This is a genomic window from Streptomyces sp. AK02-01A (genome assembly GCF_033795305.1).
In the GTDB taxonomy this organism is placed as follows: Bacteria; Actinomycetota; Actinomycetes; order Streptomycetales; family Streptomycetaceae; genus Streptomyces.
In genome coordinates this window covers 62,961-79,876 of the sequence record NZ_JARBAE010000005.1, presented here as the reverse complement: position 1 = coordinate 79,876, position 16,916 = coordinate 62,961, and the positions used below count along the sequence as shown (strand labels likewise).

Sequence of the window (16,916 nt, the reverse complement as noted above, 5' to 3'; positions counted from 1 at the left end):
ACGCGGGAGCCCCTACGGACATTCCGTAGGGGCTCCCCGCGTCGTGGCGCGCCGGCCGTGGCTCACCGCCGTCTCAGAGCGTCGACCGCAGCCACATCTCCACGCTCGCGATATGCACGGTCGCCCAGGACCTCGCCGCCTCCGCGTCCCGGTCGCGCAGCGCCGCGAGGATCGCCCGGTGCTCGTGGAGCGTGCGGCTGACAGCGTCCTCCTGGGTGAGACCGCGCCAGACCCTGGCCCGGGTGGTGGGCCCGGAGAGTCCGTCAAGGAGCGAGCAGAGCACCGAGTTGCCGGAGGTCTGCACGATCCCGCGGTGGAACTCCAGATCGGAGGCGACAAGCTGCTCCACCGAGGGCTCCGGCCCAAGAGCGTCCAACTGGGCGCCGAGCGCGTCCAGTTGGGCTTCGGTGATCCGTGCGCTGGCCATCGCCGTGGCGGCCGGCTCCAGGATGCGGCGTACCGCGAGGAACTCCAGCACGGTGTCGTCCCGGTGGAAGTCCACGACAAAGCTCATCGCCTCCAGCAGGAGCTGGGGATCGAGGCTGGTCACATAGGTGCCGTCGCCCTGCCGTACGTCGAGGATGCGGATGAGCGAGAGCGCGCGCACCGCCTCGCGCAGCGAGTTCCGGGACAGTCCCAGCTCGGCGGCGAGCTCGCTCTCCTTGGGAAGACGGTCGCCCGGGCGCAGCGCGCCGGAGACGATCATTTCCTTGATCTTCTCGATGGCCTCGTCGGTGACAGCCATGGGCGACCTCCAGACATCCGATGTATCGGCCCCCATTATGCGTCCCGGGAGGCGCCGGTGGCACGCTTCCGTACGGCCGGGACGATCGGCCGGCGCGATCCCGGACGCGCGAAAGGGCGGCCCCGCACCGGGGGCCGCCCTGGGACCGCTCAGGCGCCTCAGCCGCGTACCTCAGTCGCGCCGGCCCAGCAGCTCCTCGACCCTGGAGCGGATCTCGTCCGTGGCCAGACCGCGGATCGTCAGCGTCGTACGGCGGCGCAGTACGTCGTCCGCCGTCTCGGCCCATTCGTGGTCACGGGCGTAGACGACCTGCGCCCAGATCTCCGGGGCGTCCGGATGGATCCGCGTGCCCAGCTCCGGGTGCTCATTGGCCAGCCGCACGATGTCGAAGGCCAGCGAGCCGTAGTGGGTGGCGAGATGGCGCGCGGTGTCCGCCGCCATCGAAGGACCCGTCCCGCCGGCGTCGATCAGCAGCCGGTGGGCGACCGCGTTCGGATTGGAGATCCCGGGCAGCGGAAGCTTCTTCGGCAGCTCCGAGATCGGCTCCATATTGTCGCCCAGCGGGTGTCCTGGCAGCGCCGCCAGCTTGTTCATCACCGTACGGCCGATATGACGGAAGGTCGTCCACTTGCCGCCGGCGACCGAGAGCATCCCGCCCCTGCCCTCGGTCACGACCGTCTCGCGCTTGGCCTTGGAGGTGTCGCCGGGCCCGCCGGGCAGCACCCGCAGACCGGCGAAGGAGTAGGTGATCAGATCGCGGGAGAGCTGCTGGTCACGGACGGACAGCGACGCCTCGTCCAGGATCTGGTGGATGTCCCGCTCGTTGACCGCGACATCGCCGGGATCGCCCTCGTACTCCTCGTCGGTCGTACCGAGCAGCAGCATGTCCTCCCAGGGCAGGGCGAAGGTGATGCGGTACTTGTCTATCGGCGTCGCGAGCGCGGCCTTCCACGGAGCGGTGCGCCTGAGGACCAGATGCGCGCCCTTGGAGAGCCGGATGGAGGGCGCCGCGCCGGGATCCTCCATCCTCCGCAGATGGTCGACCCAGGGCCCGGTGGCGTTGAGGACCAGCCGGGCGTCGACGCCGAACTCGGTACCGTCCATGCGGTCGCGCAGATCGGCGCCGGTCACCCGGCCCTGAGTGAAGCGCAGTCCGGTGACCTCGGCGTGGTTGAGGACGGTGGCGCCCGACTCGACGGCCGCGCGGACCGTCATCAGCGCCATCCGGGCGTCGTTCATCTGGTCGTCGCCGTACACGGCCACGGCCTTCAGATTTTCCGTACGCAGCTCGGGCACGGCGCGCCGCGCCCTGGCCGGGCCGATGACATGGCCGACGCCGTCACCGAACGCGGAGAGCGCCGAGTACGCCAGGACACCCGCGCCGAGCTTCGCCGCACCGTGCGGACCGCCCTTGTAGACCGGCAGATAGAAGGTGAGCGGATTGGCGAGATGCGGTGCCACCTGCTGGGACACCGCACGCCGCTCGAAGTGGTTCTCCGCCACCAGCCTCACCGCGCCGGTCTGCAGATAGCGCAGACCGCCGTGGAGCAGCTTGGAGGAGGCGGAGGAGGTGGCGCCCGCGAAGTCGCCACCGTCCACCAGGGCCACCCGCAGTCCCGACTGGGAGGCATGCCAGGCGGTGGAGATGCCCAGAATGCCGCCGCCTATCACCAGGAGGTCGTACGTCGCCTTGGACAGTTGTTCCCGGGTCTCGGCGCGGCTTGGCAGTGAACCGCCGGCCGGGTGCGTCCCCAGTGCGGGGACGCTCTGCAGGGTGGTCATTCTTACTCCTCTTCAGCTCTCGTCGGCTCTTCGGCCCGGTTAGCTGTCGTCGTCGCCGAGCCAGCCCATGGTCCGGTCGACGGCCTTGAGCCAGTTCTTGTACTCACGGTCGCGGGTCGCCTCGTCCATCCGGGGCGTCCACTCGGCGGCCCTGCGCCAGTTGGCGCGCAGCGCGTCGGTGTCCGGCCAGAAGCCCACGGCGAGACCGGCGGCGTAGGCGGCGCCGAGGCAGGTGGTCTCGGCGACCATCGGGCGCACCACCGGTGCGTCGAGGACGTCGGAGAGCGTCTGCATCAGCAGATTGTTGGAGGTCATTCCGCCGTCGACCTTGAGCGCGGTCAGCTCGACGCCGGAATCCTTGGTCATGGCGTCACTGATCTCACGGGTCTGCCAGGCGGTCGCCTCCAGCACCGCGCGGGCGATGTGCGCCTTGGTGACGTAGCCGGTCAGGCCGGCGATCACACCACGGGCGTCCGGGCGCCAGTGCGGTGCGAACAGACCGGAGAAGGCGGGCACGAAGTACGCGCCGCCGTTGTCCTCGACCGAGGACGCCAGCGTCTCGATCTCGGCCGCGGATTTGATCAGGCCCATCTGGTCGCGCATCCACTGCACCAGCGAACCGGTGACGGCGATGGAGCCCTCCAGGGCGTACACCGCCTTCTGGTCGCCGATGCGGTAACCGACGGTCGTCAGCAGACCGTTGTAGGAGTTGACGGGCTTGTGGCCGGTGTTCAGCAGCATGAATGTGCCGGTGCCGTACGTGGACTTGGCCTCGCCCTCGGCGAAACACGTCTGCCCGAACAGCGCCGCCTGCTGGTCGCCCAGCGCCGAGGCGACCGGGACTCCGTCCAGCACGCCGCCCTTGGCCGTGCCGTACACCTCGGAGGAGGAGCGGATCTCCGGCAGCATCGCCGTCGGTACGCCGATGGAGGCACAGATCTTCGGGTCCCACTGGAGCGTGTCCAGCCTCATCAGCAGCGTGCGGGAGGCATTGGTCACGTCCGTGACATGCACACCGCCGTCCGTACCACCGGTCAGATTCCAGATGACCCAGGAGTCCATCGTGCCGAAGAGGATGTCGCCGCTCTCGGCGCGCTCGCGCAGACCCTCGACGTTGTCCAGCAGCCAGCGCGCCTTCGGTCCCGCGAAGTAGCTCGCCAGCGGCAGACCGGTCTCCCGGCGGAACCGGTCCTGGCCGACATTGCGGCCGAGCTCCCGGCAGAGCGCGTCGGTACGGGTGTCCTGCCAGACGATGGCGTTGTGGACGGGCAGGCCGGTGTTCTTGTCCCAGAGCAGCGTCGTCTCGCGCTGGTTGGTGATGCCGATCGCCTTGACGTCGGCGGAGGTGATGCCCGCCTTCTCGATGGCGCGCGCCACCACTTCCTGGACATTGGCCCAGATCTCAAGGGCGTTGTGCTCCACCCAGCCCGGCTTCGGGAAGATCTGCTCGTGCTCCTTCTGGTCGACCGCCACGATGCGGCCGTCCCGGTCGAAGACGATGCAGCGGCTGGAGGTGGTGCCCTGGTCGATGGCCGCGATGAACGGCCCCGCCCCATGGGAGGAGGTGCCGGTGGTGTTTTCGTCGCTCACGTGTCTGCTCCTGCTCGGTGCGTAGGGGAGGGGTGGCTTACGCGAAGACCCAGTTGTAGTAACCGCCGGCCAGCGCGGCGCCGATCACCGGGGCGACCACCGGGATCCAGGCATAGCTCCAGTCCGAGCCGCCCTTGTTGGGCAGCGGCAGGAGCGCGTGCACGATGCGCGGGCCCAGGTCACGGGCCGGGTTGATGGCATAGCCGGTGGGACCGCCGAGTGAGAGACCGATCGCCACCACCACGAACGACGTGATCAGGACGCCGAGGGTGCCCAGGCCGTTGCCCTGGTCGTTGAGACCCTGCGTGAGAATGGCGATGACCAGGACAAAGGTCCCGATGATCTCCGTAAGCATGTTCTGGAAGACGTTCCGGATCTCCGGTCCCGTGGAGAAGATGCCGAGGACGGGACCGGCCTTGGGAGCGGATGCCTGGTCGACCAGGCCCTCGATCTGCGGCTGCGCCGCGAGGATCTCCGGATCGGTCAGATGGGCCTTGAACTGGCCCATGTACGCCACCCAGACCAGGAACGCGCCGACCATCGCGCCCAGGAGCTGGGACCCGACGTAGAGCGGTACGTCGCCCCACTTGACGCCGCCCTCGATCGCGAGACCGATGGTGAGAGCGGGGTTGAGCAGGGCGCCGGAGACGCCGGCCGAGAGGTACGCGCCGACCATGACCGCGAAGCCCCAGCCGAAACTGATGGCGAGCCAGCCGGCGTTCTGCGCCTTGGAGCGCTTGAGCACGACTCCGGCGACCACGCCGCCGCCGAGCAGGATCAGCAGGGCGGTACCGGTGAACTCGCCGATGAAGATGTCGAAGTTGGACACCCGAGACTCCTTCGTCCAGGGGGAGGCGGACCTCCGGCTCGCGCCACAGGTCCGAGCCCTCAGGTGAGGGCGTAACCGGCCCTGGCGTTGTCACACACTAACTCGTATTGCCGGTAAGTGTTCGACAATGCCGAACCGGTAGACGGCAGTTTTGTCCTGCGGTCAACACGCCGTCAAGGGTTCAGTGGGCAAGACCTTCAATCAATTCGACCAATTTCGGTCAATTCGACCCATCTCGACCACTACAGATGATCCGCCATCCGGTTCAAAAGCGCCCGGCGCCGATGTCCCTGGAGACCGAACGGGCGCATTCGCGCACGGCGGCGACCAGCTCGGACCGCAGTTCCCCGGCCGCGCAGAGCCGCTCCACCGCCCCGGTGATGGCGATGGCGCCGACCGGCATCCGACGGCGGTCGTGGATGGGCGCGGCCACCGCGGCCACGCCTTCCCAGGTCTCCTCGACGTCCGCCGCCCAGCCGCGCGCCCTGGTGATGTCCAGCACGGACTCGAACTCGGCCAGCTCGGTGATCGTCCGCGGGGTGAAGAGCGCGCGGTCGCTCTCGACGGCCTCGGTGTGCGCCACCGGGTCGTACGCCGAGAGCACCTTGCCCAGCGCGGTGGAGTGCAGCGGCTGCATCGCTCCCACCTCCAGGACCTGCCTGCTGTCGTCCGGGCGGAAGACATGGTGGACGATCAGCACGCCCTGCTGGTGGACGACCCCGAGATGGACGCTCTCACCGCTGGAGCGGGCCAGGTCGTCCGTCCAGACCAGTGCACGGGCCCGCAGCTCGTGCACGTCCAGATAGCTGTTCCCGAGCCGCAGCAGCTCGGCCCCGAGCTGGTAGCGGCCGGACGCCGCGTCCTGCTCGACGAAGCCCTCCGCCTGGAGGGTGCGCAGAATGCCGTGCGCCGTCCCCTTGGCCAGGCCGACGGACGACGCGATGTCGGAGAGGCCGAGCCGGCGCTCGCCGCCCGCGAGCAGCCGCAGCATCGCCGCCGCCCGCTCCAGCGACTGGATGTTCTTCGCCATCGGCGGACCTCCACTATGTTCGACAATGCTGAACACTATCGGTCGATGCCGACCTTTTCTCGCAATGAGAAACATCTGTCAAGACCACGTGTCCCGGATGTTCCCGCGGACAGGATGCCGTCCGGTCGGCGGGATGCCGCACCGTAACCGGACCGGCCCGGCTACCCTGGCCGGGTGCGCCCGCCTCAGCGGGCGCAAAGCCGACAGCCGTCGCAGCCCCGGGAGTACATTCATGGCCTCGTCGCCGACCCCCTCCACCGACAGCCGGACCCGTATCGAAGCCCTGCGCGAGGCATTCGCCACCCGGGTGGTGGTGGCCGACGGCGCCATGGGCACGATGCTCCAGGCCCAGGACCCGACGCTTGAGGACTTCCAGGACCTGGAAGGCTGCAACGAGATCCTGAACGTGACGCGCCCGGACATCGTCCGGTCCGTGCACGAGGAGTACTTCGCGGTCGGTGTCGACTGTGTGGAGACCAACACGTTCGGCGCGAACTTCGCGGCGCTCGGAGAGTACGACATCCCGGAGCGGGTCTTCGAGCTCTCCGAGTCGGGCGCCCGGATCGCCCGCGAGGTCGCGGACGAGTTCACCGCGTCCACCGGTCAGCAGCGCTGGGTGCTGGGCTCGATGGGCCCGGGCACCAAGCTGCCGACGCTGGGCCACGCGCCGTACGTCAAACTGCGCGACGCCTACCAGCAGAACGCCGAGGGCATGATCGCCGGCGGCGCGGACGCGCTGCTGGTGGAGACCACCCAGGACCTGTTGCAGACCAAGGCCGCCGTCCTCGGGGCCCGCCGGGCGCTGGCGGCCACCGGCACGGATCTGCCGGTCATCTGCTCGGTGACGGTCGAGACGACCGGCACGATGCTGCTCGGCTCGGAGATCGGCGCGGCCCTGACGGCGCTGGAGCCGCTGGGCATCGACATGATCGGTCTGAACTGCGCCACCGGTCCCGCCGAGATGAGCGAGCATCTGCGCTATCTCGCCAGGCACTCCCGGATCCCGCTGTCCTGCATGCCCAACGCCGGCCTTCCGGTGCTCGGCAAGGACGGAGCGCACTACCCGCTGACGGCCGCCGAGCTGGCCGACGCCCAGGAGACCTTTGTCCGCGAGTACGGCCTGTCGCTGGTGGGCGGCTGCTGCGGTACGACGCCGGAGCATCTGCGCCAGGTCGTCGAGCGGGTCCGCGGCGCGGCCCGTACGGAGCGTGAGCCGCGCCCCGAGCCCGGCGCCGCCTCCCTGTACCAGACCGTCCCGTTCCGCCAGGACGCCTCGTTCCTCGCCATCGGTGAGCGGACCAACGCGAACGGGTCGAGGAAGTTCCGCGAGGCCATGCTGGACGGCCGCTGGGACGACTGTGTGGAGATGGCCCGCGGCCAGATCCGCGAGGGCGCCCATCTGCTGGACCTCTGTGTCGACTACGTCGGCCGGGACGGCGTCGCCGACATGGCCGAGCTGGCGGGCCGCTTCGCCACCGCCTCCACCCTGCCGATCGTCCTCGACTCCACCGAGTTGAACGTCATCCAGGCCGGCCTGGAGAAGCTCGGTGGCCGCGCCGTCATCAACTCGGTCAACTACGAGGACGGCGACGGCCCGGAGTCGCGCTTCGCCAAGGTCACCGAGCTGGCGGTCGAGCACGGCGCCGCGCTGATCGCGCTGACCATCGACGAGGAGGGCCAGGCCCGTACCGTCGAGCACAAGGTCGCCGTCGCGGAGCGGCTCATCGAGGACCTGACCGGCAACTGGGGCGTGCACGAGTCGGACATCCTCATCGACACCCTGACCTTCACCATCTGCACCGGCCAGGAAGAGTCCCGGGGCGACGGCGTCGCCACCATCGAGGCGATCCGCGAACTCAAGCGCCGCCATCCCGACGTGCAGACCACGCTGGGCCTGTCGAACATCTCCTTCGGCCTCAACCCGGCCGCCCGGATCGTCCTCAACTCCGTCTTCCTCGACGAGTGCGTCAAGGCGGGTCTGGACTCCGCGATCGTGCACGCCTCGAAGATCCTGCCGATCGCGCGCCTGGAGGAGGAGCAGGTCAAGGTCGCTCTCGACCTGATCTACGACCGGCGGTCCGAGGGATACGACCCGCTGCAGAGGCTCATGGAGCTGTTCGAGGGCGTCAACACCAAGTCCATGAAGGACGGCCGGGCCGAGGAGCTTCTCGCCCTGCCGCTGGACGAGCGCCTCCAGCGCCGCATCATCGACGGCGAGAAGAACGGCCTGGAAGCCGACCTCGACGAGGCCCTCACCGTCCGTCCCGCGCTGGAGATCGTCAACGACACCCTGCTCAAGGGCATGAAGGTCGTCGGCGAGCTCTTCGGCTCGGGCCAGATGCAGCTTCCGTTCGTGCTCCAGTCCGCCGAGGTCATGAAGACCGCGGTCGCCCACCTCGAACCGCACATGGAGAAAGTCGCCGACGGCGAGGATGTCGGCAAGGGCACCATCGTCCTCGCCACCGTCCGCGGCGACGTCCATGACATCGGCAAGAACCTGGTCGACATCATCCTCTCCAACAACGGCTACAACGTGGTGAACCTGGGCATCAAGCAGCCCGTCTCCGCGATCCTGGAGGCCGCCGAGGAGCACAGGGCCGATGTCATCGGCATGTCCGGTCTGCTGGTGAAGTCGACCGTGATCATGAAGGAGAACCTGCAGGAGCTGAACCAGCGGCGCATGGCGGCCGACTATCCGGTGATCCTCGGCGGCGCCGCACTGACCCGGGCCTATGTCGAGCAGGATCTGCACGAGATCTACGAAGGTGAAGTCCGCTACGCCCGCGACGCGTTCGAGGGCCTGCGTCTGATGGACGCCCTGATCGCCGTCAAGCGCGGTGTACCGGGCGCCACGCTCCCGGAGCTGAAGCAGCGCCGGGTCAGGGCCACGGCCGGCACGGTGGTGGAGGAGCGGCCCGAGGAGGGCGCGGTCCGTTCGGACGTCTCCGTCGACAACCCCGTCCCGGAACCGCCGTTCTGGGGCACCCGGGTCGTCAAGGGCATCCAGCTCAAGGAGTACGCCTCGTGGCTGGACGAGGGAGCGCTCTTCAAGGGCCAGTGGGGCCTCAAGGAGGCCCGCAAGGGCGGTCCCAGCTACGAGGAGCTGGTGGAGAGCGAGGGCCGGCCCCATCTGCGCGGCTGGCTGGACCGGATGCACACCGAGAACATGCTCGAAGCCGCCGTCGTCTACGGCTACTTCCCGTGTGTCTCCAAGGGCGACGACCTCATCCTGCTCAACGACGACGGTTCCGAGCGCACCCGCTTCACCTTCCCGCGCCAGCGGCGCGGCCGCCGGCTGTGCCTGGCCGACTTCTTCCGCCCGGAGGAGTCCGGCGAGCGTGACGTCGTCGGACTCCAGGTCGTCACCGTCGGCTCGAAGATCGGCGAGACGACCGCGGAGCTGTTCGAGAGGAACGCCTACCGCGACTACCTCGAACTGCACGGGCTCTCCGTCCAGCTCGCGGAGGCGCTCGCCGAGTACTGGCACGCCAGGGTCCGCTCCGAGCTGGGATACGCCGGCGAGGACCCGGCCGACGTCGAGGACATGTTCGCCCTGAAGTACCGGGGCGCCCGCTTCTCGCTCGGCTACGGCGCCTGCCCGGACCTGGAGGACCGCGCCAAGATCGCCGAGCTGCTGGAGCCCGAGCGGATCGGCGTACAGCTCTCCGAGGAGTTCCAGCTCCATCCCGAGCAGTCCACGGACGCCATCGTCATCCACCATCCCGAGGCGAAGTACTTCAACGCACGCTGACCCGGGAGGCGCGCGCACCCGGACGGCCGCGGACCAGTCGGCGCGGCGAGCGGACGAGTCGTACACTCGTTGGTCCAGCGCAGGCCGGTCGCCTGTCCCCGCGGGGAAACCCGGAGGGACAGGTGACCGGCCTTCTCGTCCCTCACGGAGGTGTGCCGATGACCAGTACGGTCCCCGCGTCCTTGACCCGAACGGCCGAGGGCTCCGCCCTGCAGGCCGTCCTTCTCGACATGGACGGAACCCTGGTCGACACCGAGGGCTTCTGGTGGGACGCGGAGGTGGAGGTCTTCAAGGACCTCGGCCACGTCCTCGACGAGGCATGGCGCGATGTGGTGGTCGGCGGGCCCATGACCCGCAGCGCCGGCTTCCTCATCGAGGCCACCGGCGCCATCGTCACCCTCGCCGAGCTGACCGTACTGCTCAACGACAAGTTCGAGGAGCGCATCGGACGCGGAGTGCCGCTGATGCCGGGCGCGACCAGACTGCTCACCGAGCTGGCCGCGCACGGCGTGCCCACCGCACTGGTCTCCGCCTCGCACCGGCGCATCATCGACCGGGTCCTGGCCTCGCTGGGGCCCGAGTACTTCGCGCTGACCGTCGCGGGCGACGAGGTGCCCCGGACGAAGCCCCATCCCGATCCCTATCTGCTCGCCGCGCGCGGTCTTGGCGCCGATCCCGCGCGGTGCGCCGTCGTGGAGGACACCGCCACCGGCGTGGCCGCCGCCGAGGCCGCCGGCTGCCGGGTCGTCGTCGTACCCTCCGTCGCTCCGATCGCACCCGCCGACGGCCGGATGATCGTCGGATCTCTGGAAGAGGTCGATCTCGTATTTCTGCGCGGTCTGATGACACACGGGTACTGAGACGCGCACCGAGCGTGGTAATTGAATGCGCCGGAGACTCTCGGCATTGGTACGGACATTTTCCGTGACGTCCGCACGGACGATGACGACGCCGTAAAACGGCTCCGGGAGTGACCTTTATCACCTGCTCTCTCATCGACAGGGCCGGGTGGGACTGATCCACGTCCGGCCGCGAGGAGCCTTCCCGTGCCCTTGTGTCCTGGTTGGTGGAGGCGTGTACGAAACATGCAGGGAGCCGGATATCCACGCGCCGCTATTGGTGATCACTGTGTGATTACGTTTCAGTTCGGGCCCGGTCCGGCATTCCTGGTGCCTCCGACTAATCTCGTCGCGAGTACTTCGCCGCATCAACGACGTGTCCCGACGGCCATCAAGTCGCCATGCACACAGGACCGATCGCCCTGTATCCCGGCCCGATCGCACTGCCCCGAACGGGTGGACGCGGCGGAGTCTCCCATTTACACCGCTGTATCTCAGTGCCGGATGAGGGAGTACGTCCAGGATGAACCGCAAGACTTTGGTGCTGTCGGCCGTGATCGGCCTGCTCGCGCCCGTGCTCGCCGGTTGCGGTGGGTCGGACGGCGGCTCCGACGGCGCTGACGCCATTGTCGTGGGCACCACGGACCAGGTCATCGCCACGAAGGACGCCCAGGCTCCTCTGGACCCGGCCTTCACCTATGACACGGCCACGTGGAATCTCATCCGCAACACCATCCAGTCGCTGATGCATGTCCCGCGCGGTGGCGGAGCCCCGGTGCCCGAGGCCGCCTCCAAGTGTGAGTTCACGGACCGGCAGAACGAGAGCTACCGCTGCACCCTGCGCAGCGGGCTGAAGTTCAGCAACGGCGACCCGGTGACCGCGGCGGACGCGAAGTTCTCCATCGAGCGCCTGGTGAACATCAAGGACCCCAACGGCGCGTCCGGTCTGATGACCAACATCGACACGATCGACACCAACGGCGACTCCGAGATCGTCTTCCATCTCAAGACGCCCGACGCGACGTTCCCGTACAAGCTGTCCACCCCGGTGGCCGGCCTCCTCAACCCGAAGACGTACTCGGCGAACAAGCTGCGTACGGGCTTCGAGGTGGACGGCTCCGGCCCGTACACCTTCAAGGCCGAGGTCAGCGGCGACGTCATGACCAAGGCGATCTTCACCAGGAACCCGAACTACAAGGGCGATCTGAAGCTCCAGAACGACAAGGTGGAGGTCAAGACCTTCACGGACGCCAATGTCATGGGCAAGGCGCTGGACTCCGGCGACATCGACATGATGACCCGTGCCATGACTCCGGAGCAGATCAAGTCGCTGGTCGAGAACCCCAAGGAAGGCATCGCGCTCACCGAGATCCCCGGCCTGGAGATCCGGTATCTCGGATTCGACACCGCCGCCCCGTCCGTGAAGGAGAAGGCGGTCCGCCAGGCCATGGCGTACGTCATCGACCGAGGCGACCTCGTCACCAAGGTGTACGGCGCGATGGCCGAGCCGCTCTACTCGCTCATCCCGGCGACCATCGCCACGCACACGAACTCGTTCTTCAACAAGTACGGCGAGCCGGACCGGGCGAAGGCGGCCCAGCTTCTTGAGGACGCCGGCATCAGCACGCCGGTGAAGCTCACCATGAACTACACGACCGACCACTACGGCGCGGCCACGGCCAAGGAGTTCGAGACCCTCAAGGCGCAACTCAACGACAGCGGGCTCTTCGACATCACCGTCAAGGGCGAGGAGTGGAAGAGCTTCCGGCCGAACCAGACAAAGGGTGACTACGCGGTCTACGGAATGGGCTGGTTCCCGGACTTCCCGGACCCGGACAACTACATCGCGCCCTTCCTCGACAAGGACAACTTCCTCAACACGCCGTACGCCAACCCGACTCTGCGCAACGAGCTGATCCCGGACTCGCGCCGCGAGGCCGACCGCAGCGCCGCCACGAACACCTTCGCCCAGATCCAGGACATCGTCGCCGAGGACGTCCCCGTGCTGCCGCTCTGGCAGGGCAAGCAGTACGTCGCCTCCCGCGACGACATCGCGGGCGTGGAGTGGGCGGTCAACTCGTCGGCGGAGCTGCTCCTGTGGGAGCTGCACCGCGGCACCAGCAAGGCATCCTGACCCGGCCGGCCGTGTGGGCGTCGCCCGCACGGCCGGAACGCGAGCACCGCCCTCCGGGGCGGTGCTCGCGGCGTTCGCGCCGACCGGTCCGCAGAGCCGCTACTGGGCGCCGGGGCGCACCAGACCGCTCTCGTACGCGTACACGGCGGCCTGCACCCGGTCGCGCAGACTGAGCTTCGTCAGCACATGACCCACATGCGTCTTGACCGTCGTCTCGCTGACGAAGAGATCCGCGGCGATCTCCGCGTTGGACAGCCCGCGGGCCACCAGCTTGAGCACCTCGACCTCACGCTCGGTCAGTGTGTGCAGCGCGTCGGGCACCGGCTCCTCGCCGGACGGAAGATGATCCGCGTACTTGTCGAGCAGCCGGCGTGTGATGCTCGGCGCCAGCATCGCCTCGCCCGCCGCCACCACCCGGATGGCCTGCACCAGCTCATTGGCGGGCGCGTCCTTCAGCAGAAAGCCGCTGGCTCCCGCGCGCAGCGCCTCCACCACGTACTCGTCGAGGTCGAAGGTCGTCAGGACCAGCACCTTCGCCGGGCCGTCCCGGCCGGGACCGGTGATCTGGCGGGTCGCCTCGACCCCGTCCATCCTGGGCATCCGGATGTCCATCAGCACCACATCGGGCTGGAGCGCCCGGACCTGGTCGATGGCCTGAAGGCCGTCCCCGGCCTCGCCGACGACCGCGATGTCCTGCTCCGCCTCCAGGATCATCCGGAATCCGGTGCGCAGCAGCGGCTGGTCGTCGACCAGTAGGACGCGGATAGCCACAGGGAGCTCCTTCACTAGACCGGTCCCAATTCTGCCCTGGGCGTCCTGTCCCGAGTCCGGCGGGCGCCGACGGCGCTACTCGGCCGCCCGCGCGGTCTCCGGCCCGCTCTCCAGTCCGCTCTCCGCGACCGGCGGCACACTCGGCACCGGGACGGCCACGGGCGGAACGCTCAGCGGATACACCGGAGGTGTGCCGCCGAACTCCGGACAGACCGCCTGGTGGTCGCACCAGCCGCACAGCTTGGTGGGCCGCGGCCGCCAGTCACCCGTCTCGGTGGCGAGCCGGATCGCGTCCCACAGCGCCAGCAGCTTGCGCTCCACCCGCTCCAGGTCGGCCTCCACCGGGTCGTAAGTCACGACCTCGCCGCTGCCGAGATACACAAGCTGGAGCCGGCGCGGCACCAGGCGCCTGAGCCGCCAGATCACCAGGGCGTAGAACTTCATCTGGAAGAGCGCCCCTTCCGCGTACTCGGGGCGGGGAGCCTTGCCCGTCTTGTAGTCGACGATCCGCACCTCGCCGGTGGGCGCCACATCGACGCGGTCGATCACTCCGCGCAGCCGCAGCCCCGACTCCAGCTCCGTCTCGACGAACAGCTCCCGCTCCGCCGGCTCCAGCCGCGTCGGATCCTCCAGCGAGAACCACCGCTCCACCAGCAGCTCGGCCTCCGCCAGCCAGCGCGCCAGCCGCTCGCCCTCCTCGTCCCGCGCGAACAGCTCACCCAGCTCCGGCCTGGACTCCAGCAGCCGGTCCCACTGGCCCGGGATCAGCGCCTTGGCCCGCGGCGCGGTGCGCTCGACGGCGGGTGCGTCGAAGAGCCGCTCCAGCACGGCGTGCACCAGCGTGCCCCGGGTCGCCGCCTCGCTCGGCTTCTCCGGCAGCTTGTCGATCACCCGGAACCGGTACAGCAGAGGGCACTGCATGAAGTCGCTCGCACGCGACGGCGACAGCGAGGAAGGGGGCACGCTCGTACTCATGACGCAGACCCTATGGCCCTGGACTGACAGTGAGCCGAATACCATCGACTACAGAGCCTCTCGCACTGCATGATCGACTGAGCGACACCGCCGCCGACGAAGGGAACCCGTGAAAGAGGACGACGAGAGCGGCGAGACCAGGCGGTCCGGGCCCGGGGACACGGGCTCCGGCGGGAAGCCGCCGAAGCGCGAGAGCCCCGGTGGCGGCATCCTCATGGGCCGTCCCTTCGGTGTGCCGGTGTATGTCGCTCCGAGCTGGTTCCTGGTGGCCGCGCTGATCACCTGGATCTTCGGCGGCCAGCTTGAGCGGGTGCTGCCCGAGCTCGGCGGCCTGCGATATCTGGTCTCGCTGTTCTTCGCGGTGGCCTTCTACGCCTCCGTACTCGTCCACGAACTGGCCCATACGGTCGCCGCGCTGCGCTTCAAACTGCCGGTGCGCCGGATCCAGCTCCAGTTCTTCGGAGGCGTCTCCGAGATCGAGAAGGAATCCGAGACGCCCGGCCGCGAATTCATCCTCGCCTTCGTGGGACCGCTGCTCTCGCTGGTGCTCTCCGGTCTCTTCTACCTCGGCCTGCTGGCCGTCGAGCCCGGTACGGTTCCCGGCGTCCTGCTCGCCGGTCTGATGGTCTCGAATCTGATCGTTGCCGCGTTCAATCTGCTGCCCGGTCTTCCGCTGGACGGCGGCCGGATGCTGCGCGCGGTCGTCTGGAAGATCACCGGCAAACCGATGAGCGGCACCGTCGCCGCCGCCTGGGTCGGCCGTGCGCTGGCCGTCGCCGTCCTCTTCGGCCTTCCGGTGCTCACGCAGACCGGAGCGCTCGGCAGGTCGGCCGAGTCCGTCAGCGGCACCGAGACCGTCACCGACGCGCTGCTCGCCGCCATCCTCGCCGCGATCATCTGGACCGGCGCCGGCAACAGCCTGCGGATGGCCAGACTCCGCGAGCACCTTCCCGAGCTCCAGGCCCGCGCGCTCACCCGGCGCGCGGTGCCGGTCGAATCCAGTACGCCGCTCTCCGAGGCGCTGCGCCGGGCCAACGAGGCGGGCGCCCGCGCGCTGGTCGTCGTCGACGGCCACGGCGACCCGACGGGGATCGTCCGGGAGGCGGCGATCGTCGGCGTCCCGCAGCACCGGCGGCCCTGGGTCGCGGTGAGCGGACTGGCCCAGGACCTCACGGACGCCATGAAGGTCCCCGCGGAGCTGGCGGGAGAGGCCCTCCTGGACCGCCTCCGGGCCAGCCCCGCCACCGAGTATCTGGTGCTTGAGGAGACCGGCGAGATCTACGGCGTGCTGTCCACCGCCGACGTCGAACGCGCTTTCGTCGCCGCGATGGCCCGGCCGCACGCGAGCTGATCGCCGGGACCGGGAGGTACGGGCACCGGAGGCGAACCGAGGGCCCCGAAAAAGCGGCTAGGCTGGTCACATGTCCGAACCGACCGGTGCCGCCCGCCGACGCGGGCCCTTCAAGGTCGGGGACCAGGTCCAGCTCACCGATCCCAAGGGACGCCACTACACCTTCACGCTCGAAGCCGGGAAGAATTTCCACACCCACAAAGGGTCCTTCCCGCACGACGAGCTGATCGGTGCTCCCGAGGGCAGTGTTGTCCGTACCACGGGAAACGTCGCCTATCTCGCGCTGCGCCCCCTGCTCCCCGACTATGTCCTGTCCATGCCCCGCGGCGCCGCCGTGGTCTATCCGAAGGACGCCGGCCAGATCCTGGCCTTCGCCGACATCTTTCCCGGCGCACGCGTCGTCGAGGCGGGAGTGGGCTCCGGCTCGCTCAGCAGTTTCCTGCTGCGCGTCATCGGAGACCAGGGCATGCTGCACTCGTACGAGCGCCGCCAGGACTTCGCGGAGATCGCCCAGCAGAATGTGGAGCGCTATTTCGGCGAGCCTCACCCTGCCTGGCAGCTCACGGTCGGTGACCTTCAGGACAATCTGTCGGACACGGACGTCGACCGCGTGATCCTGGACATGCTCGCTCCCTGGGAGTGCATCGAGGCCGTCTCCAAGGCGCTCGTCCCCGGCGGCATCCTCTGCGCCTATGTCGCGACGACCACTCAGCTCGCCCGCACGGTCGAGACGATCCGGGAGTTCGGCACGTTCAACGAGCCGGCCGCCTGGGAGTCGATGATCCGCAACTGGCATGTCGAGGGCCTGGCCGTACGGCCGGACCACCGGATGATCGGCCACACCGGCTTCCTGGTCACCGCCCGCCGGCTCGCGGACGGCGTCGAGCCGCCGCTGCGCCGCCGCCGTCCCGCCAAGGGCGCCTACGGCGACGACTACGACGGCCCCGGCAGCGGCAGCGGCTCCCGCGGCTGATCAGCGCTCCGGCCGCCGCCCGCCAACATGACGACGCCGCCGCCGAGTTCTCCCTTCGAACCGGGGAACTCGACGGCGGCATCGTCATGTTGCGCTTACGGACCCCGCTGTTCCGCCTGGCTGTGACGTGTGGCACGATGCTGTCT

General features: G+C 68.9%; 12 protein-coding genes. 5 read left to right on the top strand and 7 right to left on the bottom strand.

Features of this window, described 5'->3' with window-relative positions:
- Positions 1–73: 73 nt before the first annotated feature.
- The 5 genes from PV679_RS07680 to PV679_RS07660 all read right to left on the bottom strand — a co-directional run bounded on the left by PV679_RS07680 (position 74) and on the right by PV679_RS07660 (position 5,976).
- Positions 74–745, bottom strand: a complete 672-nt coding sequence (locus tag PV679_RS07680; protein ID WP_319679306.1) for a FadR/GntR family transcriptional regulator — start codon at positions 743–745, stop codon at positions 74–76.
- Between the two features lie 171 nt (positions 746–916).
- Positions 917–2,527: a glycerol-3-phosphate dehydrogenase/oxidase gene (locus PV679_RS07675; protein WP_319679305.1), complete on the bottom strand. Its 1,611-nt coding sequence runs from the start codon at positions 2,525–2,527 to the stop codon at positions 917–919.
- Positions 2,528–2,566: 39 nt separating this feature from the next.
- Entirely contained in the window at positions 2,567–4,117 is a 1,551-nt protein-coding gene (gene glpK, locus PV679_RS07670) for a glycerol kinase GlpK (RefSeq protein WP_319679304.1), read from the bottom strand.
- A 37-nt stretch (positions 4,118–4,154) separates the two neighbouring features.
- Positions 4,155–4,946, bottom strand: coding sequence for an MIP/aquaporin family protein (locus PV679_RS07665; protein ID WP_319679303.1), 792 nt, complete (start codon positions 4,944–4,946; stop codon positions 4,155–4,157).
- A gap of 265 nt (positions 4,947–5,211) precedes the next feature.
- On the bottom strand, positions 5,212–5,976 hold the full coding sequence (locus PV679_RS07660) for an IclR family transcriptional regulator (protein ID WP_319679302.1): 765 nt from the start codon (positions 5,974–5,976) through the stop codon (positions 5,212–5,214).
- 232 nt (positions 5,977–6,208) lie between these two features.
- Between PV679_RS07660 and metH the strand changes: the two genes are divergently transcribed.
- The 3 genes from metH (at position 6,209) to PV679_RS07645 (ending at position 12,700) form a co-directional block, all read left to right on the top strand.
- Positions 6,209–9,727 carry a methionine synthase gene (gene metH / locus PV679_RS07655; protein WP_319679301.1) on the top strand — a complete coding sequence of 1,173 codons (3,519 nt, stop codon included), beginning with the start codon at positions 6,209–6,211 and terminating at the stop codon, positions 9,725–9,727.
- A 158-nt stretch (positions 9,728–9,885) separates the two neighbouring features.
- Entirely contained in the window at positions 9,886–10,587 is a 702-nt protein-coding gene (locus PV679_RS07650) for an HAD family phosphatase (protein ID WP_319679300.1), read from the top strand.
- A 502-nt stretch (positions 10,588–11,089) separates the two neighbouring features.
- On the top strand, positions 11,090–12,700 hold the full coding sequence (locus tag PV679_RS07645) for an ABC transporter substrate-binding protein (protein WP_319679299.1): 1,611 nt from the start codon (positions 11,090–11,092) through the stop codon (positions 12,698–12,700).
- Between the two features lie 99 nt (positions 12,701–12,799).
- On the opposite strand, the gene PV679_RS07640 is transcribed toward PV679_RS07645, so the two are convergent.
- Both PV679_RS07640 and PV679_RS07635 read right to left on the bottom strand, forming a co-directional pair.
- Entirely contained in the window at positions 12,800–13,471 is a 672-nt protein-coding gene (locus tag PV679_RS07640; protein ID WP_319679298.1) for a response regulator transcription factor, read from the bottom strand.
- Between the two features lie 75 nt (positions 13,472–13,546).
- On the bottom strand, positions 13,547–14,491 hold the full coding sequence (locus PV679_RS07635) for a RecB family exonuclease (RefSeq protein ID WP_319679297.1): 945 nt from the start codon (positions 14,489–14,491) through the stop codon (positions 13,547–13,549).
- A 64-nt stretch (positions 14,492–14,555) separates the two neighbouring features.
- Between PV679_RS07635 and PV679_RS07630 the strand changes: the two genes are divergently transcribed.
- On the top strand, positions 14,556–15,797 hold the full coding sequence (locus tag PV679_RS07630; RefSeq protein WP_319679296.1) for a site-2 protease family protein: 1,242 nt from the start codon (positions 14,556–14,558) through the stop codon (positions 15,795–15,797).
- A gap of 70 nt (positions 15,798–15,867) precedes the next feature.
- Complete coding sequence (locus PV679_RS07625) at positions 15,868–16,770, top strand: tRNA (adenine-N1)-methyltransferase (protein WP_319679295.1); 903 nt, start codon at positions 15,868–15,870, stop codon at positions 16,768–16,770.
- Positions 16,771–16,916 lie beyond the last annotated feature (146 nt).